Origin of the sequence: Methanoculleus sp. (assembly GCF_020696975.1) — an archaeon.
GTDB lineage: Archaea > Halobacteriota > Methanomicrobia > Methanomicrobiales > Methanoculleaceae > Methanoculleus.
This window is the reverse complement of record NZ_JAJGBK010000029.1, coordinates 38,720-62,401: the sequence shown is the minus strand read 5'-3', so window position 1 is coordinate 62,401 and position 23,682 is coordinate 38,720. Positions and strand designations below refer to the sequence as shown.

The window sequence follows — 23,682 nt, the reverse complement described above, 5'->3', positions numbered from 1 at the left end:
ATCATTAGTTGGCGGGATACTCTATTAATAATATCCCCCGGGTCGCGCACCATTACTCCCTCGCGTGCACCTTCCAGCCCCGCGGGTAGGTGCCGGGCCGCATCAGGACGGTGGTGGGGGCGATGACGAGCCCGGGCTCTCCTGGTTTTAACCCCGACGAACTGACGAGGGCTTTTCCGAGCCCCACCAGTTCACCGCGCCCTGTCATGATCGCGACCGTCTCGCCCTTCGCAAACCCGCCCTCTTTTGCCGTGATCCCCACCCCGGCGAGGACCGCGCCGCGGCAGACTGCGTCGATTGCGGTATCGCGGATGACGACTTTTGCGAGGTCTGCGACGGCGGCTCCCGGGGGGAGGATCATCCGCCGAAGGTGGGTGGGGTCGCCGTCCCGGGCCGCTTCCGCGGCATCGGCGAGCTCGTGGAGCGTGACGGCGGCGGTCTCGTTGAACGGGCCCGAGCGTATCCGCCGGAGTTCCTGCATGTGACCGCAGGTCCCGATGGCATAGCCCATGTGGATGCAGAGCGTCCGTATGTAAGTCCCGGCGTCGCACCGGACCCGAAAGAGGACGAGCCTCTCTTCCATATCGAGGACCTCCAGCTCCTGGATCTTCCGGATCCGGAGGCTCCGCTTCACCGCGCTCTTCTTGGGCGGCCGCTGGTAAACCCGGCCGACGAACTCCGCCGCCACACGGTCCACGGCCTCGCGTGAGGCGTCGCCGTGGAGTCTCATCAAGCAGACATACTCCTTGTTGTGCGAAAGGAGGACGGGAGCGAGCCGGACGGCGTTGCCGAACATGACGATGAGCACGCCGGATACCTGGGGATCGAGCGTCCCGGCGTGGCCTACCCGCCGCCCGAGGATATCACCGACCCACGCGGTCACCTGGTGGCTGCTCGGCCCCCGGGGTTTGTCGATGACGACGATCCCGGATTCCGGTATGAAGTCTTCCCCGCTGTTCAACGCTCTCACCGGCTCTCCTGGTAGCGGTTCAGCGCATCAAGGGTTCCTGCGAGCGATCCGTCCCCGACGACCGTCGGGGGGTGCCCGCCGGCCCGCATGGCATCGGCGGTGATATCGCCGATCGCGATGAGGAGGAGGTCGCCGCGGGGCTGCCACCGGGCCTCGCGGTAGGACATGGCGCTCGTGAAGAGGATTGCGTCGGCGGCGTCAAGCGCGAGCTCGGTCCCGGTGGGCATGAGGGCATAGACCCGTTCCTCCCGGACAGTCCCTCCCGTTGCGGCGATCGCCTCAAGGAGGCCCGGATTCGGGACATCGGCCCGCGGGATCCCGACCGTCCGGCCCCGGAGCCAGTCACCGAGGTAGGGGACGAAGTCCCGGGAGTAGAACGAGGGGAGGACCTCCGCCTCGATCCCGGATTCCCTGAGGACCTCGGCGGTCTTTGGCCCGATGGCGATCACCCGGGGCCACCGCTCAAGCCTCGGTCCGACGATTGCCGCCGGGAGCGCGCTTGAGAAGAAGAGGCAGTCGAACTCGCCCTGGTGGACGGCCTCGACGAACGTATCGACCCTCTCCATCCGCAGTTCTGCCCGGAGCGGCGAGACCGTGTAGCAGTCGTGGCCGTACGTGGCGCAGAGGGCGCGGTCGCCCGCTGCCTTATCTTCGAGCCGGGTGATGGCGATCTTCATCGCTACTACCTTCGCCCCGGTGGAATATGACTGTATCGGGGGACGCAATTCGGTTGGTTTATCCCCGGCCGCTCCGACCGTTAGTAAACGTGCTCGTGAGTATCGTGCTCGGGACCGCGGTCGGGATCGGCTGCGGAGCCGTGAGCGGTCTTGTCCCCGGGATCCATGCAAACACCGTGGCGGGTCTTCTCCTCTCGCTCCAGGCGCTGCTGCTCGCCTGGTTCGACCCGGTCTTCATCGCCTCGGCCATGTTCTCCACCCTCGTTACGCATACGTTCCTCGATAACGTCCCGGGCACCTTCCTCGGCATCCCCGACGCCGACACCTCGCTTGCGGTCCTCCCCGCGCACGCCCTCTGCCTTGACGGGCGGGGTGAGGAGGCCGTCCGGATATCGGCCCTCGGGAGCGCTCTCGGCGTCGTCCTCTCCCTCCCGCTCGCGCTCGCTTTCATCCTCTTCCTCCCCGCGCTCCAGCCGGCGATCGACTGGGGGATCGGTCTTGTCATCCTCGCCGTCGCCGGCTACCTCATTGTCGTCTCGGAGTCGCCGGGGTGGGCGCTCGCGGTCTTTGCGGTATCCGGGATTCTCGGTCTCTTCTCTCTCGGCTACTCCTTCCTCGCCTGGCCGACGGGCGGGGAGTCCGGGGTGCTGATGCCGCTCCTCTCCGGCCTCTTCGGGATCGCGGTCCTCCTCAAGGCGTCGCACGGTGCGATGCCGGAACAGCACTTCTCGGGGATCGACCTCCCCGCGGGCGCTCTTCCCCGGGGCTCCCTCCTCGGCTCGGCTGCCGGTGCTCTCGTCGGCTGGCTCCCGGGACTCTCGAGCGCTACGGCAAACGCGCTCCTGACGTCCGTCGTCGGCTACGACTCCAACCCCCGGGAGTACATCCTTGCGACCAGCGCCGCGAACACCGTGAACGCCTTCCTCGGGCTTGCGGCGTTCTACGCCATATCCCGGACGCGGAGCGGGGTGATGGCGGCGATTGGGGCGCTTGAGGAGATTCCGCCGGCGACGGCCATCCTCCTCGCGGGCGTGATAGCCGCGGTTGGCGCCTACCTCCTGACGGTCCGCCTCTCCTCGATGGCCGCGTGGTTCTCCGGCGTGAACGTCACGCGGTTAAACCAGACCGTCATCGCCTTCGTCGCACTCCTCTCCCTCTTCCTCTGCGGCCCGTTCGGGGTGCTCGTCCTCCTGCTCGCAACAGCCGTCGGTTACGTCCCGGCCCTGGTGAACATCCGCAGGGTCTACTGCATGGGGGCGATCATGGTCCCGGTGATGGCCTACTCATTCGGCCTGGCCTGACGTCTTATATCAACTGACCCCCAATACCGTACCATGCTACAGCGTTACTGGTTCGGAGACGTCGACGAGAGTGGGTGCCGGGCTGCCGGCACCGATCCGGCTGCGCTCGCAGAACGGGCTGCCGTGCTCCGCACCGGTATGGAGTCATACGTTCCCATTGACTGGGAGGTTGCCCGGGACTGCGGGGTCGCCCGGACCCGCGAGGAGTACGTCGACCTGCTCCGTGCGGTCTCTACCGCCCTTGCCCGGCAAAAGATTGCCCAATCATACCAGGCCCGGGACGTCGAGCTCCTCCAGATGGTCCGGATGCTCGACGAGCTCGATAACGTCATCAACCTCCTCCAGGAACGTGCCGCGGAGTGGTACCAGGTCACGAACCCTTCGTTCTCCCGGAAGTACCGCTCGCTCCCGGCAAAGAAGATGCTCGGGATCGTCCGCAAAGGGGCTCGGGGGGGTCTTTCTGACGTCGCCGGCGAGATCGAGCGGCTCGCCGGGACACGGAGCCGCCTGATGCGGGAGGTCTCGGCCCGGGCCGACGAGGTGATGCCGAACACGAGCGCCCTCATCGGCGGGCTGGTCGCGGCCCGGCTCCTCTCCCGGGCGGGGGGGCTTGCCACGCTTGCGAGGATGCCGGGGAGCACCATCCAGGTCCTCGGCTCGGAGCGGGCGCTCTTCTCGCACCTCCGGGGCGGGTCGCCGCCGCCGAAACACGGGATCATCTTCCAGCACCGACGGGTCCATAACGCACCAAAAGAGGTCCGCGGAAGGGTGGCCCGGGTGCTCGCGGCGAAGCTCGCCATCGCCGCCCGGCTCGACTATTACCGGGGAGAGGCGGTGCCGGAGTTCCTGAACGACGCCCAGGCTCGGATCGACGAGGCGGGGGTTACGGCATGATCTGGCTCGGGAACGTGCTGGTCTCGGCCGGCGAGGGCGGGGTCTACGGGGAGCGGACGCTCGATGGCTACCGGGTCTGGGACCCCTACCGGAGCAAGTTTGCGGCACTCTACACCCTCGGCGGCGGGGTGGAACTCACGCCGGAGATGCGGGTGCTCTACCTCGGTGCGGCGAATGGGACCACGGTCTCGCACGTCGCCGACTACGTTGAGACCGTCTACGCGGTGGAGTTTGCGCCCCGGCCGATGCAGGACCTCCTTGAGGTGGCCCGCCGGAGGAAGAACATCGTCCCGATCATGGCCGACGCGGGAAGGCCGGAGGAGTATGCGCCGTTCATGGAGGCGGTGGACCTGGTCTACCAGGACGTGGCGCAGCCGAACCAGGTCGAGATCGCGGAGCGTAACCTCGTCTTCCTCAAACCCGGAGGGCACCTTGTCCTGATGCTCAAGACCCGGAGCGTGGATGTCCGGCGGGACCCGGCCGAGGTCCTCGCGGAGGCCCGGGAGGGGCTTGAGCGGCGCCTTGATGTCGTGGACGTTCGGTGGCTCGAGCCCTATCACCAGGACCATGCCGCGATCGTCTGCTCGCGTTCGAGGTAGCATATAATATAGATGGGGAGGACACCCTCCGGCATGGACCGAGTCGTCTTCAACCCGTTCTCCCCCCTGATGCTCCTCCTCTTCTTCGGGCTGCTCATCCTCATCGGGCTTGTCGTCATCGTCTTTCCGATCCTCTTTCTCTCGGCAATCGGGGCGACGTTTGCGAGGCTCGGGTTCTCCTGGTGGCAGGCGCTCCTCCTCCTCCTCCTGACGCTTATCGGGAGTTTCATCAATATTCCCGTCCGGACGCTCACAAGCCGGCCGGCGTCGCCTGCCTACGACCGCTACGTCGCCATGTACGGGCGGCTTTACCGCATCCCGCAGCCTGTGTCACGGACAGTCCTCGCGGTCAACGTCGGCGGCGCCATAATCCCTGTCTTGATATCGCTCTATCTGCTCTACGACTCGGTCGTGATTGGCGGCTACCTGCTCTTCGGGCTCGCCCTCATCGGGATCGCAGTCGTGACGGTCGTAACAAAACTCGTCGCCCGTCCTGTCCCGGGGCTCGGGATCGCGACACCGTTCTTCATCCCGCCGCTTGCGGCGCTCTTTGCGGCGCTCATCCTCTCGCTCTTTGCAGGCGGCGTTCCGGGCTCATCGGTGATCATCGCCTACGTGAGCGGGACGCTCGGGACCCTGATCGGGGCGGATCTCTTGAACCTCCACCATATCGCGGGCCTCGGGGCGCCGATGGCGAGCATCGGGGGGGCGGGGACGTTTGATGGGATCTTCCTCTCCGGGATCATCGCAGCGCTTCTGGCGTGAGGAGGGTAGAGCGCCGCGAGGTTCCTATTTCCCGGGGCGGGGGATCACCAGAGCCCGGCAAAGACCCGCACCTGCCGGGCGTAGACCGCCGGTGAGTCCTCCTTGTACTCGAGCGTCGTCGGGATGCCGGGGTGCCGCCGGAGCCGGGAGATGACGGCAGCGAGATCGAGCCCGCCCTCGGGGTGGTCGAGTTCGAGGTGCTCGTCGGTGATCGAGCCGCGTCGAATGTTTGAGAGGTGGTGGAGGCTCACGTCGAGGGTCTCGAACCGCTTGAGTTCCTCCGGGAAGGAGAGGGCGCGGTAGTTCGCGGTGCAGGCGAGGTGGGGGAAGTCAAGGCAGAACCGGGTGATCTTTTTGCCCGCAAGGGCTGTGAGTTCATCGGCGGTGTTCCCGAGGAGGGGGTAGCCGGCGTAGACCGCGGGGAGATTCTCAAGCGCGAACCGGGGATCAGAGTGGCGGTCGAGGAACCCGGCGAAGGTCTCCGTCGCGGTTGCACGCCCGCCCGGTTCATAACGCCCGGCGTGGAGGACGATCGTCTCCGCGTCGAGGATGTCGGCGACCTCAAGCGTCTGGCTCATCGCCTCCTCGATGTATGCCTCGATCTCCTTGATTGGCCGGTCGTCGTAGGCAGCCGGGGCACAGGGGTTGACGCCGTGGCCGTGGTGGGGCGCGTGGATGACGGCCGGGATGCCGGCGGCGACGGCCCTCTCAAGGTGATCTTGGAAGACGCGCCGGGGCAGCGGGACGGCCTGGACCTGGATGTGGTGGATCGCACCCTCGTCATGGAGCGCGGCGAGCAGGGCGAGGGTTTCGGGATCATTGAGCCGCACGGTGCCGCCGAGGTTGTAATCAGCCATAACCTGCCTTCCGGTGTGAGTTGCAATATCGGAGAAGAAGATTCGAGTAGCCCGGAGCAGATTCGAACTGCTGTCGCGAGATCCAGAGTCTCACATGATTGACCGCTACACTACCGGGCTATTACGATTGCGCTCTAAAATGTTGTTTGTAGTTCCTAATTAACCTGACGGATTATGGTCATACTTCAGACGAGCGCGGGCACTTTCCACACACCCTGCAAACCTCGGCAACGGGCCGGATTTCAGTCCCGGATCTGCAGAAGGGTTCGATATCGTTGAGATCCCGCCGGTAATATACGTGGGGGACGAGCGCGATGTGGGTGTAGCGCCCGCAGGGGACACCGAGTTCATCCGCGATCATCTTCTGGAGGCGCACGAGCGCGTACATGTTTGAGCCGGCGGCAGACAGGATGTCGTTGCTCCGGAAGACGACCTTCATCTGGAGTTTCCCGTCCCGCAGCAGGCACTGGACGAGCTGCAGGCAGGGGCAATCGTCGAGGTTCTCATCAACAACCGGGTTCCAGGTGACCGCGACCGCCCGCCGGGAGTTTGCGGCGGAGGCGAGCTTCCGGGCGATGTATGCGATCTGGTCGACGTGGACGTCCTCGCCCTCCGTCGTGCGTCCCTCCTGGACGGAGTGACCCGGTCGCCCCTCCGGCGCGACCCGGAGCATCTCGCCCCAGTCGAAGAGCCGCCGGTGGTAGTCGTACTCGAACTTTGCATCGGAGCCATGCAGGAGGTTTCCTGCGTAAACGTCCAGGAACCGCTTCTGGAACCGGGAGGCGGGGCTTGCCATCGGCTCGGTCTCCGGCGACTCCACCTCGAGCGCAAGCTCCTCGCACTCGATCGTTGCTTCGTCGTTCTCCGTCTCCAGCACCCATCCCTTCTCGAGGACGGTCCTGACCGCCAGTTCGTGTGCCCGTGCGAGCGTGGGGGCCCGAATGATCCGCATAGAGAGTAGTTTGCCGGCCGGGGAGAAAAGTCTCCCCACTGGGAGCGGTCCCCTATATACATGCTCCGGCGGGTGGTCGCGGGGGGCTGCCGCCCCGGGGTCCGGGTGGGACAGGCAACCCGGCGCTCCCTCCCGGTATGGTGCCGCACGGGTGCGGGTGCACGGGTGCAATACGCGCCAACGGAGGCGGATGGGGCCTCGACGGGGCCGGGCGCTCTTTATTTTCCGCGGAGTAAGGTTTTTATCCTCGTATAACTATGAACCCCGATGATCCGGGAATGAAGCGGAATCCTGGCGTATTCAGGGCGTTTTCCAGCATTGTGGTGCCTTTTGGAGACGCCAGATCCCCGGTCGACCACAAAGGATATATTAAGTGTTCCACAAATATTGTGACATATTCCGTGATTCGGAGTATAGAGCGTGGTGAACCCGTATTCGACGTCTGTCGAGTACCTCGCGTTCACATTCCCTCATGTCATCACAATGGAGGTATAGTATGAAGAGTATGACAAAACTGATGGTCGTCGCCATGATCCTCGTGGCCGCGCTGGTCGTTGCACCGGCTGCGGCAGCGCGGGATGTTGCAGATGGCAACACCATCTATGTAGGTGAAGACAACCTTAACCTAACAGGCGTATTTGGCTCTGCTACGACCGGGACTCTGGAATTTGCCTATGGTGAATCGAACCAGAAGACCATCCGGGTAGGCAGCCCTAGCAGTTTCGATCTGCTTGCAGCTAGTGTTGGAAGCACGACCGGACGCTGGTATGCTTACAACGAGACCGGCCAGGCAATCGGAACCTCTGTTCTCATTGATATCCCCTCGTCGCGCCTCGACGTCGTGCTGGACCAGGGGACCACTTCAGTGGACGGCAAGTCCGTTACCCGCGGGCAGCCTATCAGCTTCCGGCTCATCAACAACCTTGAGGGGCTTGGGAACGACGCTGTAATGGACATTGAGATTACCACCCCCGGTGGTGGCGTAGTGACGCAGTTCGGGGACGCGAATCTCAGTGGCGTGCTCGTCACCGATAGGCACACTGATATGCTCGATCTGACTAATGTCACGACCGGCACCTACACTGCCAGGGGAGTGCTCCAGGACGTCGATTTCACTGGTACAGGCTTCGACACCAACACTGTGACCTTTGAGGTTGGTTCTGGGTCGATTACCCTCGAATCCAACAAAGACACGGTTGTTCGCGGTAACAGTTTCACCGTGACCGTCACCGGTGAGTCCAAACATACCTACTACCTGACAATCCGGAACCCCGGCGACAACGCCCCTGTGTTCCGCGAGGACCAGGTTGGCGTGATCAATAACTCGGCCGCCAATGTGTCTGTTGAGACCACTGCCGCCGGTACCCGGCCTGTTGAGCTCATCACCAACCAGAGCACAAGGGATGCAACTTACACCCTCCGTGTCACCGATTCGGAAGACGAAACCAAGTATGACGAAGTTCGGGTGAAGGTTGAGCAGGGCGCAATGACCATCACTACGTCCGGCACCGGTACCTACTACGTCGGTGAAGAGATTGTTCTCTCTGGAACCAACACCGACAGCAATGATGTCTACCTCTTTGTGACCGGCCCGAACCTCGGAAACGACGGTGTCAGACTTACCGGGGATATGGACTCGGTAAGGGATGTTGGGGCTACCCATGTGGATGTCGAGGCTGACGACACCTGGTCCTACCGGTGGAATACTGCCGACATTAGAAGAGCTCTTACTTCCGGCGGTTACACCGTCTACGCCGTCTCTGACGACCGGACGAGAGGAGATCTCTCTGGTGCCAAGTACGCCACGGCCACCGTCCAGCTCCGGCCCGGATTCATCACCGCGACCCTGGGCAGCGCAACCGTTGCGAAGGGTGAAGATGTGACGATCACCGGAACTGCACAGGGCAACCCGACAGCCGGAGTGAACATCTGGATCTTCGGCAAGAACTTCTATGGTGACCCCAACACCGGGAACTTAGAGGTGCGGAACGAGCATGTTGAGTCCGATGGCAGCTTCGAGTTCGAACTTGATGGTAGTATCACCCAGGACCTCACAGCTGGTCAGTACTTCGTCGTCGTCCAGCACCCGATGGGTTCGGCTTTCGAAGTTGAACAGGGTACCGGGACTAACATCAACAGCATTTTCAGGGCTAACGAGACTGGTGTTAATAATGTGTTCGTAGCGCGGCTTACGAACCTCCAGGCATCCGAAGCAGCAAACGCTCTGATCGACGCTCTTGAGTCTCCGTACGTTAACGACGCCTACACGAAGCTCACCTTCTTCCTCGACAACGCCTGGATCCGGATCGACCCGATCGGTGACCAGTCCGCAGGAAGCACGTTCACGATCACCGGCACCACGAACATCGCCGCCGGTGAAGAACTGATCGTTGAGGTGACCTCCGCTGCGTTCCAGCCTGGCACGACCGGTGAGACTAACGGATTCTCCAGCGACGCCGGCAGCGTGACCGTCCAGCAGGGCGAGACCGCGAACACCTGGTCCTTCGAGGTCGACGCAACCAGCTTCAGGCCCGACCAGTACATCGTTTCCGTTGAGTCCATCCAGGCCGACACGTCCACGACCGGTTCCTTCAACGTAGTTGAGGGCCCCGCGCCGACGCCCACGGCCACCGTGACCACGACGCCGACGGGCACTGAGACCACCCCGACCGGAACCACGACCACTGAGCCAACCCCCACCCAGTCCCCCGGATTCGGAGCACTTGTTGCTCTTGCCGGCCTTGGTGCGGTTGCCTTCCTGGTCCTTCGTCGGGACTAAACCCTAACTAACCAACCCTAATTTTTTGTTTCGTCTCTGTTTTGTTGAGCGATTTTTTTGGGTACGGGACGGTGTCACGATGCCGGAGGGTTCTTGGCCTCCCGGTTCTGTAAACGCGTGATGCCGCGGTGTATGGGTAATGAATACCGCATCACGCGGAGAACGACGGGTAGGATATTCAGAGTTTGAGAAGAACGACATTCCTCCAGAAATGTATTCATATCCTCGAGTCGATAGAACGGATTGAGGAGTATGCCCGATAGAACAGTTCATGACAGTTATCTCCCCGGTCAGGCTCACCCCTTCATTCCGCCCGCCCCATGTGCCCCTGTTTCAGAGGATTGAGAGCAAATCATCGCACACGCGGCGGACATCTGCCCTATCCATCCTCGCATATCGCTCGTGTGCCGCATTCACCCGGGGAAGGTGTTAATGCAACCTCTCAGGAAGTCATATCGGTTAAGGTGCTCACCAAGACACTCAATATCAAGTTCGTGTCCCCCATGCACCGGATCGATGAGTGCAAGGATATCCGCATAATCCTTGACCAATTTCCCCTCCTCCCAGACTTCATCGTGCGACAGACCATGTTCGAGCCGGTAAGAGCGATCCCACACGGCCTTCATCTTGAGGATTACAAGCATGGCACGCGTCGGGATCGACATCTCGACCCCGCCTCGTATCAGCCTCCTTGACGTGTTCCCGGAAAGGATCTCGAAGGTGAAGAGCACTTCCGGTTTGCCTTCGAATGGTTGCTGAGCCTCCCGCGTGGCGAAATCCAGAATTATCTTCCCTGCAGGCGTCATCTTCGCGACGCTCTTTGTGACGTTCATCTGACGTTCCGGCATGAAGTCATGATCTGAACGAAGATAGTGCATCAGGGTACGCCTGATACGACCCGTCGTTACGAGATCGATGTCTACCGAACCGAGATAGGGATTGTATGCGTCCACTGCCCAACCACCGATGAGGATGACCTCAGGGTTGTCCGGGTCTTCTCCTCGTGCATGGATCCACTCTGCAATTACCCTGAGTTCACCAAGCGACCGTTCGATGATACCCTGGTTTTGGATTATAGGGCGGCATACCTATCCACCATGGCTTTCGTCAGGTCCATCACGCTGTAACCAAGTCCTGCGAGGTCAAGCAGGGCCTGAGCGGGGGATACGATGGTGATACCCTCTATCTGTTGGGTATCGGTAAATACATCCCTGTCCGGCGCATATATCCAGGCCCGGATCCCGCCTCCAGACGGTCCACTGAAGAACTCCTCGAAGAGATCAAGATGTTTCTCTTCAAGATAGAGACTGACTGCATCCTGGCGCACAGCATACCCGGTGTAAAGCCCGCCGGAGGTGTAACCGGTAAAGGCAAACGGGATCTTCTGTCTCTCCAGCATGTATGAAATATCCCTTGCTGCCGGTATCGATTCGCTGAAGTCTATCGGCACTTCTGCGATCTGCAGGTTCTTCATCGGCCGCTCCCAGGCAATACCGTTGAGGAGTCTTTTTACGTCGACGATCCGGACGTAACTGTCGTTTCTCTCTACGATCTCCTGCTCGATGAGCGCCCCGATGATCTTATGCGCCCAGCCGTAAGAGACGCCCTCCCGTAGTGCCAGCTGCCGGATGGACGTGCTCTTCTCTTTGAGCAGGCGGGATACAATTTTCCAGGATTTTGCGGTGGTGAGCCTGCTTTTCGATGGCTTGTACTCATGTTTGAGAGGTAGATCCGGTTTCCATGGGAGACGAATCACCAGGATATCAAGTTTTTCGGCTAATTGCTCTTCCCGGGGGCGAATAGCCCTGGCGGCGATGACCAACACCGGCTCCGGCAACTCCTGGCCCTTTCGGCGCCAGAGTTCCCGCAGAAGTTGCATTCTTGCGATCGTGTCCAGCGACGCTACTCTCGATACCACTTCGATGAAGTAGAGGCGCCCACCCGCTTTGAGCATCATATCCGGCTGGAATGGGAGATCCTGGCCGAGTACCTCGTACAGGTTGCCGACATCGAGGATTTCCGGACTGGTCGGCAGGTCAAGCGCATTCAGGATGAACTCGACGACGTCGGAGGAGCGGTCTGTCAGAGTCATATGTATCTCTTCAAAGTGATATGTATTTAAACTTATCACTGATATATATCCCTGAATTGTGATAATGCTACTTACCTATCACTGATAGGTTGTCGGAACTCTCATCAAGCGCAGTCCCTGATCCGATCACCTGGACGATACGGGAGGGAACGCGGGCAGAAAGCCCGATGAAACAATCCATGATGATTGTCTTCTCAGCCGGGGGTCGTGAGTTTGAGAGGAAGTCCCGGCCCGACGTTTCTCCGACATCAACGCCTCAAAGTCCTCTACCACGGCGCAGGAGTTCGGCCAGACGCTCTCCAGCACGGGACCCCGGTATCTATCCTCTTGGAGAGAGCGGTTGTCCGGAGTGCGATCTTGCGGAGGAGAGCGGTTTGGGAAACGTTAATGCACGAGCATCCCTCTCTAGAACAGGGAGGATTTCCGGGCCCGCCCCGGGGTGAGAGCAATGGAAAAGTTCGTCCGGCATGCCCTCAAGCGGCTCAAGGCTATCGAGGGGTTTACGAAGGTCCGCTTCATCATCCTCTACGGCTCCGTCGCCGCCGGGCGGGCGAGAGATGATTCCGATATCGATCTTTGCATCTATTACGACGGAGACCGCGAGGAGGCCGCCCGGTTTCGGCTTGCAGCGCTCTCTGAACTCGCCGACGACCGCTACGACATCCAGATCTTCTCTCACCTGCCGCTGTACGTCCGTATGGAGGTCTTGCGTGGACGGGTTCTCTACTCCACCGATGAGCGGTTCGTCTACGACGTCGCGTACCGGACGATCCGTGACTTCGACGACTTCAAACATCGGTTGTACGATTATATCGGCAAGGAGGCGATGGTGTGACGAATGAGGTCAGGGATACCATAATCCGCATCAATCTTGAAGAGATGGCGGAGAGTATCGATATGGTCAAAGATCACCTCCCTGATTCAGCTGACGAATTCAGGCGGCTCGGCATCGTAAAGGACGGCATCTACAAACGGACTGAGTATGCCATCGAAAACATCTTCGATATCTGTGCCATCCTAAACGCCGATCTCTATCTCGGAGTCCCCGGTACTGATGAGGATATTCTTGAGAATCTCGTGCAGCATGGGGTGCTGGAACCCGGAATGCGGCAGAATCTGAAGGCAATTAAGGGATTCCGGAACATTGTGGCGTACCGTTACGGGAGAATCGACGATGAACTTGCCTTCTCGATCTTAAATGAGCATATCAAGGACTTTTCTCTCTTCAGGGACGAAATTGAACAGTTTCTGCAATCTGCGGCCCTTTAGGGGGTAGGAGGCCGTATGTTGAGACGATATACGCTAGATCACTAATGGCAGTGAATGGATCTCTGCCATACAGCACCGACGCGAAAGAAATACAGATCTGCGACGGCGACTGTTTCGAGGTCACCGATAAAGTGACGGGAAAGACTGCCCAGGCCCATGTCGACACCACCAGCTCGCTCATCGGGCCCGGCGTCATCGGGGTCTACCGGCCGCTCACGCCACGCCTTCGGAGACCCGGACCCTGCCGATGATCAGGTCTTCCTCCGGGGGAACTCCCTGCCCCTCCTGCCGCAACGCTTCCACGTGCCCTTCGATCGCTTCCCGGATGTTCTCCAATGTCTCCTCGACTGTCTCTCCCTGGGAGTAGCACCCGGGAAGCGCCGGGACTTCTGCCCAGAACCCTCCTTCTTCAGCCTTCTGGATCACAACAGTAAACTCCATTTTAAGCACCCTATTTAAAGTAACGCGAGAAACTCTTCCTCAGTTAAACCAGCTTTCTTTATTGCCGCCGTAAGAAGCCCGATCTTTAACTCCTTCGACCAAGGCAGAGTTATGATCGCTCCTGATGGCATTTTAATGTTGACATGATCGCCTTTTCCCTGCCGCATCACGCCGCCTGCCCGCACAAAGGCCCGCACTGCCTCGTGACCTTTGATTCCCCGAAGTCTTCCCACACCATGCCCCCATTCAGTAGTGGTTCCACTGCAGGATATCCGTTTCGCTGCCGGGTAGGTCGTGCCGCTGCGAGTGACGACTGGCTCTATCGTCCTGTGATTCCCCAACCCGGCCCCCAGACCTGCCGCCCTTAAGTAGTACAAACCCTCAATTTCAGGTAGGATAGGGTTACGCGTATGAAGCTGACAGTGAAACTTCTCGACATCGCAAACAAGGGGGTCCTCCTCCACTGCACCGACGCACAGGAGATGCGGGTCCGCGACGGCGACCGCGTCCAGATCATCGACGAAGCGACGGGAAAGACCGCCCAGGCCCACGTCGACACCACCGGCTCGCTCATCGAGCCCGGTCTCATCGGTGTCTACCGGCCGCTGAACGCCACGCTCGCCGTAGACGAAGGAACCCCTGTCGTGGTCCGGAGTGCCGAGCGGCCTGCCTCCCTCCTGCACATCAAGAAGAAGATGGACGGCGGCCGGTTCACGAAGGACGAGACCATGGATATCGTCAAGGATATCGTCAACGACACCCTCTCGCCCGGCGAGATCACCGCCTACGTCACTGCGTCCTACATCCACGGCCTCGACATGGACGAGGTCGAGCACCTCACGAGGGCCATGGTCGATACCGGGGAACGCCTCCGGTTCACCCGGCACCCCGTCGTCGATAAACACTCCATCGGAGGGGTGCCCGGGAACAAGATCACCCTCCTGATCGTCCCGATCATCGCCGCGAGCGGCCTTCGGATCCCCAAGACCAGCTCCCGCGCCATCACCGGCGCCGGCGGAACCGCAGACCTCATGGAGGTCCTCGCGCCGGTCTCGTTCTCGGCGCTCGAAGTGCAGCAGATGACCGAGAAGGTCGGCGGCGCCATCGTCTGGGGCGGAGCCACGAACATCGCTCCGGCCGACGACAAGATCATCACCTACGAGTACCCGTTCAAGATCGACGCCCGGGGCCAGATGATCGCGAGCGTCATGGCCAAGAAGTTCGCCGTCGGCGCCGACCTCGTGGTCATCGATATCCCGGTCGGCCGGAACACCAAGATCGCGACTGCCCAGGAGGGACGCAAGCTCGCCCGTGAGTTCATCGAGCTCGGGGAGCGGCTCGGCATGCGGGTCGAGTGCGCGTTGAGTTACGGGGAGTCGCTCGTCGGCCACACCATCGGCCCGAGCCTCGAGGTGCAGGAGGCGCTCGCCGTCCTCGAGGGGGCGACCGAGCCCAACTCCCTGATCCAGAAGAGCCTGTCCCTTGCGGGGATCGCGCTTGAGATGGCCGGGAAGGCCGCACAGGGACAGGGCTACCAGGTGGCTGCAGAGATCCTCCGGAGCGGCAAGGCGCTTGAGAAGATGCGCCAGATCATCGAGATCCAGGGCGGCGACCCGACGGTGAAGGCCGAGGATATCGTCCCCGGCGAGTACCGGTTCGAAGTGAGGGCTCCGCAGGACGGCTACGTCATCGAACTGAACAACAGCGCGCTCGTCACGCTCGCCCGGCTTGCGGGGTCACCCTACGACCACGGCGCGGGGCTCCTCATCCATGCAAAGAAGGGGACCCGCGTCCGGAAGGGCGACCCCATCTTCACCATCTACGCCGAGCGGGAATGGCGGCTTGAACGTGCAATCGAGGTCGGCAGAACGTTGATGCCGGTGGTCGTCGAAGGGATGGTTCTTGAGCGAATTCCATCCGAGCGCTGGATGTAAACCGATGCACTCAAATTTTTAGCCGCAGTACACTCCAACATGGCACATCGTCGTCTCACCATAGCTCTTCTTCTCTCCTGCGCCCTTCTCTGCTGCACGGCGCAGGCGGTCACCCTCTGGATCAACGTGGCCGATGAAAAGACCGGTAGCGCGCTCGTCGACGCTTCTGTGTATATCGATGGCAGTTATGTGGGAAGCACCGCATCCGACGGCACCTACTCCTACTATCACGCCGGGAAGAAGGACCTGCGCCTGAAGGTGGTCAGGACGGGATACAAGGACTGGGTTGATTACGTCGATGCCGACAGGACCAGCATCTTTGTCGATATGGCGCGCAAAGACGAGATCCTCACGTTTGAACTCTACGACTCGGCGACCCTGGAGCCGATCCGCGGGGCCCTGGTGCGCATTGAGGGCGAAGGGATCTCCCCCTCCTCGGGAACCACCGGGAGCGACGGGAGCGTCGACTTCTCGGTGAAGACAGGCGCGGTCTACAACGCCGAGATCCGCGCGTCGGGCTACTACGACCTCACGAAGACCGTGCAGATGGAGAGTGGCGGCAGAACCGTCCAGTACTGGCTCTTCAGGAGCGACCTCCTGGCGGTCCAGGTCCGGGATAGTGCGACTTCTGCTCCGATCAAGGGCGCGGAGGTCTTCGTCGACGGTACACGCGCCGGGGCAACCGATGACGACGGCAGGCTGCCGCTCAACCTGCAGCGGGAGAAGAGGTACTCCTTCAGGGTCACGGCGCCGGATTACCAGATCTATCAGGAGGAGCGTTATCTCGATGCGGACGTTGTACTCATACAGGCGGATCTTGCAAAATCTGCATACCCGCTCTCGATAACGGCCTTTGACGAGGGGACGAAACCGATCGAGGGTGCGGAAGTCTACCTCAACGGGACGCTCAAGGGCAAGACCAACCAGTATGGCCGGTTCGCCCTCTCCGAACTCCATGCAGGGGCTTACGAGATCCTGGTGAGGGCACCGGGCTACATGGACTGGAGCGAGACGCGCCAGATCTCCGGACAGGGGGAGGATATCGTCGCCGAACTCCAGTATGACCGGGCGAGCGTGACCATCCGCGCGGAGGGTCCCGACCGGAAGGCGATAGCCGATGCGGTCATCGTCATCGACGGTCAGGTTGTCGGGGTGACCGACAGCCTGGGATGCCTCAGGACGGAGCTTGCCACGAACAAGATGTACGCCGTCGCCGCCGCTCGTGACGGCTACCGGAATATATCAGTTAGCCAGGAGATCCCGCTCGGCACGACCGAGTTCACCATCCCGCTCGTCATGGAGCAGAACTTCAATGTATGGATGCTTGTCGCCGGCATCGGGGTTGTTGCCGCGATCATCCTCGCGGTGGTGTTTGTCGTGCGGCAGAGGCGGGCCGGGCAGAGTTCCGGCAGGTCACGCGGACGGGACAGCCTGTAGGCCTCCCTGATCACTCTTTTTCCCGGGGTTTTGGGCAGACAGTTCTTCTGGAACATTTGCGAAGATTATATCCTTGCGAGAAATGTTATTTTTCAAGGGGGCGGGGCCAGGATTTTTTATTTTAATTTAAAACTTAATAGGGAATGTTTCTCTGATGGCGGCGAATAAATTTGATTAATACGTGTATCTGGCCCAAATTGGGTTCAATACAATTAGCAACAACTATATACTAAAATGCGTCAAAGACCACATACGGTGACGTATGAAGACCTGGACGTATGCGTGTCTGGTTGTGGGGCTGCTTTTTTTTGCGGTCCCGGCCGGAGCGTCGATACCGGATAGTATCACGATAACTGCGGACACTCCGTGGGTGACGGCAGGGAGCAAGGAGACCTCAACCATCACGGTTGAGGTGCTGAACGGTACCAGCACCCCTGTTCCGGGGGCTGTCGTTGAGTTTGCAGTGGACGGCACGGATGGGACTGTTTCGCCGGTGCAGGCGGTGACGAACGGCGACGGAAAGGCGGTGACTGTCTTTAAACCCGGAACACGGAGCGGGACCGCGACGATCACGGCGACGGTCTCGCATGAGGGGATGAGTGAGCCCCTGACGGGGAGCGTCAACCAACAGATCGATCACGCAGCCCCAGGCGCGATCGCCAACATCTGGCACGAGCGAAATGTGACCGCCGGAGGAACGACGGAGATCGTTGTCCGGATGGTGGACGGGTATGGGAACGTGGTGGACAACCGGAAGGAAGCCGAAAACGTGCGTTTCACGGCGAGCATGATCGAGGGGGGCACGGGGGCGGTGTTCAGCAACGGTGCGGATGAGATCACCGTGCCGGTGGATGCGAACGGGAACGCCACCGTGATGCTCCGGGTCGATACGGTGGCCGGGGAGAACCTTGTCTATATCCGACCGGCTTCGGAGGTCGGGAGCCAGCAGATCTCCATCAATGGCGTAGGGGGATTGCCATCCCGCATCACACAGGTGGTTGTTCCGGTCAGTGGTTCGGTCCCGGCTGATGGAAGGACGATGGTCTCGTTCACCTGCACCCTGTATGACGAGTACGGGAATCCCACCGCCGAGCAGGGCCTCTGGGTGAATGCCACGATGGAACGGGTGGGCCAGCCCGATGGGTGGGAGAGCCGTCTTATCACCTCCAACTCCCATGGGCAGGTGATGTTCACCTACGGGCCTGAGGATTCTGTTGGCATCGCGACCATCGTGGTCACGGCAGCCACGAACGAGAGCGTAAGCGTATCGCAGGAGGTGGAGTTCACCAGTACCGAGCCGGTAAACATGCTCCTCTCCGCGAGCCCCCAATCGATGCCGAGCCGCGATGTCAACGATGGTTCCGTTTCGCACCTCCGGGCGAAGGTGATCGATGAGAGGGGGAACCCCGTCGAGGACGAGCGTGTGGAGTTTGAGATCGTATCGGTGAATTGCACGCCCTATGTCCAGACCCTGGAGCCGGAACTGCTAAAGACATGGGCCTATACCGACGGCAACGGCTCCGCGATTGTTGACTTCCGGCCGGGCAGGTTCACGATCGATAGAAGCGAGCAGGGGTGGAGTGACACCGCGACCGGTACAGCAGTCGTCCGGGCCACATGGGAAAACGTCACCCGGGATATCATCCTGACCTGGAAGAACTACCCCTACCTCTCGGTGGAGACGGAGGTCTCCCCTGAGACGGTTGCGGTGGATAACACAACCGATGTCACGATCCGTCTCCGGGGTGACGGCTGGGCGCTCCAGCCTGACCCGATCGACGTGGTGCTGGTGATTGACCGATCGGGAAGTATGGCAGAAAAGGATGTACGCCCGTCAAGGATGGCTGCGGCAAAGAGTGCGGCATCCACGTTCATCGGCCAGATGGACCCCGCCACGGATCGTGTCGGTCTCGTCTCATTCTCGTCCTCGACAAGGGTGGACAACAACCTGGGAGATTCGTTTGAGGAAGTTACCGCCAACCTGAATGCCCTTCAGGCGAACGGCGCAACACAACTCCGGCGGGGTATCTACGAGGCGATACGTATGCAGAAGGAGAGTTCCGACCGGCCCCGGGCCATCAAAGCCGTCGTCGTCATGACTGATGGCGACTGGAACTACGATGGAAGCCCGCTCGGGCACGGGACGGGATATCCTGAGAGTTCAGACTGGGTATACTCGTTCAGTGGCAATGAGTTGGAGCCCGACCATTATCGGTATTATGGCGGCCTTGGCGGGACGCTTTTGGAGGGGGAAAAATGGTATAAGCGAAACTTCCTCTCAGGATACTTCCGTGAGTATGATTACTGCATCGACGGCGAGTCCACCAACCAGAACATGTCCCGGTATGCGAGCGACAACGGTGTGAGACTTTACATGATCACGTTCGCCTATAAACCCGATAAGATCGTTAGCGAGACGATGGAGATTCTCTCGTCCTCAACCGGCGGGTTTTACGAACATGCCCGGAATGGCGACGAACTCACCGATATCTACACGCGCATCGCCGGCGAACTCCGAACCGAGGCCGGTGTCGATACCGAACTGGACATCGCCTTTGAAAACGTCGAGGTGAACGAGAGATTTGAGTGTGGGGCCGATGTCTTTGACTACGTTCCTATGAACGGAGTATCGACGACCATCGAGAGCTGGGTCGATAATGAGACCGGCCGCCATATGATCGTTCCCTTGCACACCATCGACCAGACCGCCGACTGGAACGACGACCACAACCTCCACTTCAACATCGGCACCGTGCGCCTCGGCCAGACCTGGGAGACGACGTTCAGCCTCAGGGTAACGAAGGAAGGAAACATCAACGTCTTCGGCCCGGGCTCGACGATCAGGTTCAACAACGGCACCGACACACTCTCCCTCCCCGACACCTTCATCACGGCCTATCCCCTGAACAACACCGGGATGGACTTCCGGGAACTTGAGATCAGCAACCTTTGCTTCACCGGCGTTGAGCCAGTCACCGAATTCCTCCCGGTCGCCTGGGACCTCAACTACACCGGTCTCTATACCGTGACGGAGGATCTCTTCTACTCCAATGACAACGAGTACACCTGGGTGAAGTTCGACAGTATCAGCGCTACCAACAGGACTACGGGTGGTGAGTCTACGCTGGATGTGCGGGGCCTCCCGGCCGGCGACTACATCATCAGGGTCTGTGGTTATGCGCCAGATACAGGGGATGCCTCGGCCAGACTGTCCCAGGAAGTGACTGTCGGGGCGAACGGAAGCGCTTACATACTGGTCCAGTAACCCTTCCGCACCTTTTTCAGGCCTCCCTCCTGAAAACGGCGGGACCTCCAGGATACCCGCCACTTTGCCGGGCACCCCCTGCCTCTCTCTTGCGATCATCCGGCTTACCGGGCCCTGCACAGACGCTCTCCCGACTGCCTGCGCGAACCTGTATTTAAACTTCACGAAGTGTTTGCTGCACTACAGGGGGATATTATAAACTAAATCTGCATAATCTCATATTATGTCGTGATTCATGGGCAATTATCGTTGATTTTGCGCCTCAGCATGTGTGAAAATTAGATCAAATATTCTCTATATTATTGTTGTGTGGTATGTGCAATATTTTACTCTCATTTTGATCGAAAATGTTTTTTAATTTGTTGTATAAATCTCATCCGGGCGCAAATCGGGATTTGGATTGGCGTCTGCCGATTCGAATCAAATGAGAATGATTATATATAATGTGCAGGATCACGGCTCTCTGATCTCAGCATGAATTTTCAGAAAGTGTTCCTCCTCACGATCCTGCTTGGCCTGATCGTTCCTGTCGCGAGTGCGGCAGATCCCGGGCAGATCATCCTCTCAAGCGACACCGACTGGCTGGTGGCGAACGGGGCTGACTCCGCCAGAATAACCGTGCAGGTGCTTGACGGGAGCGGTGCGCCGCTTCCGAACTGCACCGTGACACTCTCGGCCGACCCGGTCTACGGCCGTCTCGCGCCCGCGACCGTCACCACCAATGCCTCCGGAACCGCCATCGCGACGTTTGCCGTCAACAGGACGAGCGGCGACGCCGTGATCACCGCCCGGGCGGGGGCGGCGGAGGGGACGTTTGAACAGAAGATCGATCATGACCTGCCCTCCCGCATCACGCACCTCCATTACGACTCCGAAGTGACCGCGGGCAATACCACCACTATCGTCGCAGGCGTGGCCGACCGGCACGGCAACCCGGTGGACGACCGGCGGGTCACCGAGACCGTACGCTTCAGTGTCGGTTCGGTCGAAGGCGATGCCGTATTCTTCAACGACGTGGGAGCATCGGTGCCGATACTTGAACCGTCGGTCAACGCAACCGGTTTTGTCCGGGCGGAGCTCAGAACCGATCGCATCATCGGCGAGAACATCGTCCGGATGACTGTCCTCCCCGGCAGTGTCGACCGCTACATCTCCATCCACGGGCTGCCTACCGGGCTTCCCACCGGCATAGCCATCACCGTCGACCCCGATGCCGATCCGGTCCCCTACCAGCCTGCCGACGGCGAGAGCACGTTTACTCTGACTTACCGGCTCTCCGACACCTGGGGCAACCCGGCGGCCGGCCGCGACATCCGGGTCAACACCTCCCTTGGAGAGAGCGTAGTCCTCCCGACGAACAGCACGGGCGTCGCCTGCCTCCTCTACGGCCCGAAGGACGCAACCGGTGTGGTCAACATCACCGCGACGGCAGTGGACAACGCGAGCGTGACGATAGCGCAGGAGGTCGAGTTCATCCACACAGCCCCGGTGGACATGCTCCTCTCCGCGAGCCCCCAGTCCATGCCGAGCCGGGATGTCGACGCCGGTTCCGTCTCGCACCTCCGGGCCAAGGTGATGGACATCAAGGGGAACCCGGTTCCCGGAGAGGATGTGACGTTTACCATCGATACCGGATCGATCCGTTTTGGCAGTTACACCCAGACCGGGGCGCCGTACCTCCTGCCCGAGGGACGAAATGAGATGTCTGCCACCACCGGCGACGACGGCTATGCCATCGTCAGGTTCCACCCGGGTAAGTTTGCCCGCCCGGGCGAGGAAGGCTGGGACGCCGCCGCGAAGGGCACGGCGACCGTCCGGGCGACGTGGGAGGGCGTCACCCGGAATCTCACCCTGACCTGGATAAATTATCCCTATCTCTCGGTAGAGACAAGCGTCTCCAACGAGACGGTTGGGGTGAACGATACAACCGATGTCACGATCCGGCTGAAGGGCGACGGCTGGGAACTCCGGCCGGACCCGATCGACGTGGTGCTAGTGGTGGACCGGTCGGGGAGTATGGGAAATAATGATGTGGGCCAGACGAGGATGAAGGCTGCACAGACTGCAGCAAAAACATTCATCAGCCAGATGAACCCTGACTGGGACCGCATCGGGCTCATTTCGTTCTCCTCCTCGACAAGGGTGGACAACAACCTGAGCGACTCGTTCGAAGGGGTAACCGCAAACCTGGACGGTCTCAAGGCAGACGGTGCCACACAGTTACGGCGAGCAATTTATGAAGCCATCCTCATGCAGAAGGAGAACCAGGATCGACCCGAAGCCGTCAAGGCTGTGGTCGTCATGACCGATGGGGACTGGAACTACGATGGGAGCCCGCTTGGGCACGGGACAGGCTATCCTGAAAATGCTTCGAATGCTTACAGTTTCAGCGGCAACAAATTGGAGCCCGATCACTATCGGTACTACGATGGTCTGGGTGGCACTCTCGAATGGAGTGCCCGGAGAAATTACTGGAGGTGCAAAGACGGCGAGTCCACCAATCAAAACATGTCCCGATTTGCCGATGACAATGGCGTGAAACTCTATACGATCACGTTTGCTTACAAGCCCGGCCCGACAGTCAACGAGACGATGCAGATACTTGCATCCTCAACCGGGGGTTTTTATGAGCACGCTTCCGGCGAAAAAGAGCTCACTGATATCTACAAACGTATCGCCGGCGAACTCAAGACCGAGGCCGGCGTCGGTACCAGGATGAACCTCAATTTCAGCACAATACAGGTCAACGAAGGGTACCGAAACGGTTCGGATGTCTTCTCCTACGTCTACGAGGACGGGGTATCGACCACCATCGAGAGCTGGGTCGAGAACAAGACGCCACCCTATGTGATCACCCCCAAAAAGACCCTCAACCAGACCGATGACTGGAACGACGACCACACCCTGAATTTCGACGTCGGTACGGTTCACCTCGACCAGGTCTGGGAGGCGACGTTCCGCCTCCGGGTGCTCACCGACGGCAACATCAACGTCTTCGGACCGGGTTCAACGATCACGTTCAACGACGGTGCGGCTGAACTCGATCTGCCCGACACCTTCATCACGGCCAAACCGGACCTCAATAACACGGGCCTGGGTTCCGCGACGCTCGCGCTCACAGACCCACGTTATACCTGCGCAGAACCGGTGCTGGAGTTCCTCACCGTCGCCTGGAACCAGAGTTACACCGGATCGGGGACCGTGACCGAGATTGTGGAGTACTCAAACGACGGCGGCTTCTCCTGGCTGGGGTTCGAGACCCTGACCGCAGACAGCGCCGTAACCGCGGTTGACTCCTGCCTCGACGTCCGTGATCTCCCGCCGGGAGAGTATATTATTCGGGTACGCGCCTCGGCCGACGACGCACCAGAGTCCTGGTTGCTCCTCGATCCGATCCTGGTAGGAGATCCGCAGGCTGCGTATATCCGGCTTGCATAATTTTTTGGAGTG

General features: G+C 60.4%; 19 protein-coding genes and 1 tRNA gene. 12 read left to right on the top strand and 8 right to left on the bottom strand.

Going from position 1 to position 23,682, the window contains the following annotated elements; all coding sequences use genetic code 11:
- Positions 1-52: 52 nt before the first annotated feature.
- Positions 53-970 (bottom strand): RNA-guided pseudouridylation complex pseudouridine synthase subunit Cbf5, encoded by a 918-nt coding sequence (locus tag QZ650_RS08865; protein WP_292520978.1) that lies wholly within the window; start codon positions 968-970, stop codon positions 53-55.
- Complete coding sequence (locus tag QZ650_RS08860) at positions 967-1,647, bottom strand: uroporphyrinogen-III synthase (RefSeq protein ID WP_292520980.1); 681 nt, start codon at positions 1,645-1,647, stop codon at positions 967-969. Before QZ650_RS08860 ends, QZ650_RS08865 begins: the two co-directional genes overlap by 4 nt.
- Before the next feature lie 89 nt (positions 1,648-1,736).
- Between QZ650_RS08860 and QZ650_RS08855 the strand changes: the two genes are divergently transcribed.
- Genes QZ650_RS08855 through QZ650_RS08840 form a run of 4 tightly spaced genes read left to right on the top strand, consistent with a single transcriptional unit; the run spans position 1,737 to position 5,206 of the window.
- Positions 1,737-2,948: a tripartite tricarboxylate transporter permease gene (locus QZ650_RS08855; RefSeq protein ID WP_292520982.1), complete on the top strand. Its 1,212-nt coding sequence runs from the start codon at positions 1,737-1,739 to the stop codon at positions 2,946-2,948.
- Between the two features lie 33 nt (positions 2,949-2,981).
- Complete coding sequence (locus tag QZ650_RS08850) at positions 2,982-3,842, top strand: RNA-processing protein (RefSeq protein ID WP_292520984.1); 861 nt, start codon at positions 2,982-2,984, stop codon at positions 3,840-3,842.
- Positions 3,839-4,441, top strand: a complete 603-nt coding sequence (locus QZ650_RS08845) for a fibrillarin-like rRNA/tRNA 2'-O-methyltransferase (protein ID WP_292520986.1) — start codon at positions 3,839-3,841, stop codon at positions 4,439-4,441. The genes QZ650_RS08850 and QZ650_RS08845 overlap by 4 nt, the downstream gene beginning before the upstream one ends.
- 33 nt (positions 4,442-4,474) lie before the next feature.
- Positions 4,475-5,206, top strand: a complete 732-nt coding sequence (locus tag QZ650_RS08840; RefSeq protein WP_292520988.1) for a DUF1614 domain-containing protein — start codon at positions 4,475-4,477, stop codon at positions 5,204-5,206.
- A 44-nt stretch (positions 5,207-5,250) separates the two neighbouring features.
- Here QZ650_RS08840 and QZ650_RS08835 read toward each other — a convergent pair whose 3' ends face one another.
- The 3 genes from QZ650_RS08835 to QZ650_RS08825 all read right to left on the bottom strand — a co-directional run bounded on the left by QZ650_RS08835 (position 5,251) and on the right by QZ650_RS08825 (position 7,015).
- Positions 5,251-6,063 carry a TIM barrel protein gene (locus QZ650_RS08835; protein ID WP_292520990.1) on the bottom strand — a complete coding sequence of 271 codons (813 nt, stop codon included), beginning with the start codon at positions 6,061-6,063 and terminating at the stop codon, positions 5,251-5,253.
- Between the two features lie 47 nt (positions 6,064-6,110).
- Positions 6,111-6,183 (bottom strand) — tRNA-Gln (locus QZ650_RS08830).
- A gap of 58 nt (positions 6,184-6,241) precedes the next feature.
- Positions 6,242-7,015: a thymidylate synthase gene (locus QZ650_RS08825; protein ID WP_292520992.1), complete on the bottom strand. Its 774-nt coding sequence runs from the start codon at positions 7,013-7,015 to the stop codon at positions 6,242-6,244.
- Positions 7,016-7,511: 496 nt separating this feature from the next.
- Between QZ650_RS08825 and QZ650_RS08820 the strand changes: the two genes are divergently transcribed.
- Positions 7,512-9,794: an MEMAR_RS02690 family S-layer glycoprotein gene (locus QZ650_RS08820; RefSeq protein ID WP_292520994.1), complete on the top strand. Its 2,283-nt coding sequence runs from the start codon at positions 7,512-7,514 to the stop codon at positions 9,792-9,794.
- A gap of 413 nt (positions 9,795-10,207) precedes the next feature.
- Here the strand turns inward: QZ650_RS08820 and QZ650_RS08815 are convergent, their stop codons facing one another.
- Together QZ650_RS08815 and QZ650_RS08810 are read right to left on the bottom strand one after the other, a co-directional pair.
- Positions 10,208-10,627: a hypothetical protein gene (locus QZ650_RS08815; protein WP_292520996.1), complete on the bottom strand. Its 420-nt coding sequence runs from the start codon at positions 10,625-10,627 to the stop codon at positions 10,208-10,210.
- Positions 10,628-10,866: 239 nt separating this feature from the next.
- Complete coding sequence (locus QZ650_RS08810; protein ID WP_292520998.1) at positions 10,867-11,886, bottom strand: hypothetical protein; 1,020 nt, start codon at positions 11,884-11,886, stop codon at positions 10,867-10,869.
- A gap of 448 nt (positions 11,887-12,334) precedes the next feature.
- Here QZ650_RS08810 and QZ650_RS08805 point away from each other — a divergent pair, with 448 nt between their 5' ends.
- From QZ650_RS08805 to QZ650_RS08795, 3 genes are read left to right on the top strand one after another with little or no spacing between them, the layout of a single operon-like run.
- Positions 12,335-12,721 (top strand): nucleotidyltransferase domain-containing protein, encoded by a 387-nt coding sequence (locus tag QZ650_RS08805; RefSeq protein ID WP_066957341.1) that lies wholly within the window; start codon positions 12,335-12,337, stop codon positions 12,719-12,721.
- Positions 12,718-13,155, top strand: a complete 438-nt coding sequence (locus QZ650_RS08800; RefSeq protein WP_292521002.1) for a DUF86 domain-containing protein — start codon at positions 12,718-12,720, stop codon at positions 13,153-13,155. Before QZ650_RS08805 ends, QZ650_RS08800 begins: the two co-directional genes overlap by 4 nt.
- A 44-nt stretch (positions 13,156-13,199) precedes the next feature.
- Positions 13,200-13,406, top strand: a complete 207-nt coding sequence (locus tag QZ650_RS08795) for a hypothetical protein (RefSeq protein WP_292521004.1) — start codon at positions 13,200-13,202, stop codon at positions 13,404-13,406.
- Here the strand turns inward: QZ650_RS08795 and QZ650_RS08790 are convergent.
- Positions 13,369-13,596: a type II toxin-antitoxin system HicB family antitoxin gene (locus QZ650_RS08790; RefSeq protein ID WP_066957339.1), complete on the bottom strand. Its 228-nt coding sequence runs from the start codon at positions 13,594-13,596 to the stop codon at positions 13,369-13,371. The genes QZ650_RS08795 and QZ650_RS08790 overlap by 38 nt on opposite strands.
- 410 nt (positions 13,597-14,006) lie before the next feature.
- On the opposite strand from QZ650_RS08790, the gene QZ650_RS08785 reads away from it, so the two are divergent.
- The 4 genes from QZ650_RS08785 to QZ650_RS08770 all read left to right on the top strand — a co-directional run bounded on the left by QZ650_RS08785 (position 14,007) and on the right by QZ650_RS08770 (position 23,670).
- Positions 14,007-15,530, top strand: a complete 1,524-nt coding sequence (locus QZ650_RS08785; protein WP_292521006.1) for an AMP phosphorylase — start codon at positions 14,007-14,009, stop codon at positions 15,528-15,530.
- Between the two features lie 39 nt (positions 15,531-15,569).
- On the top strand, positions 15,570-16,967 hold the full coding sequence (locus tag QZ650_RS08780; RefSeq protein WP_292521008.1) for a carboxypeptidase-like regulatory domain-containing protein: 1,398 nt from the start codon (positions 15,570-15,572) through the stop codon (positions 16,965-16,967).
- Between the two features lie 262 nt (positions 16,968-17,229).
- Positions 17,230-20,232, top strand: a complete 3,003-nt coding sequence (locus tag QZ650_RS08775; protein ID WP_292521010.1) for a VWA domain-containing protein — start codon at positions 17,230-17,232, stop codon at positions 20,230-20,232.
- Between the two features lie 474 nt (positions 20,233-20,706).
- Positions 20,707-23,670 carry an Ig-like domain-containing protein gene (locus QZ650_RS08770; RefSeq protein ID WP_292521011.1) on the top strand — a complete coding sequence of 988 codons (2,964 nt, stop codon included), beginning with the start codon at positions 20,707-20,709 and terminating at the stop codon, positions 23,668-23,670.
- The last annotated feature ends 12 nt before the right edge of the window (positions 23,671-23,682 follow it).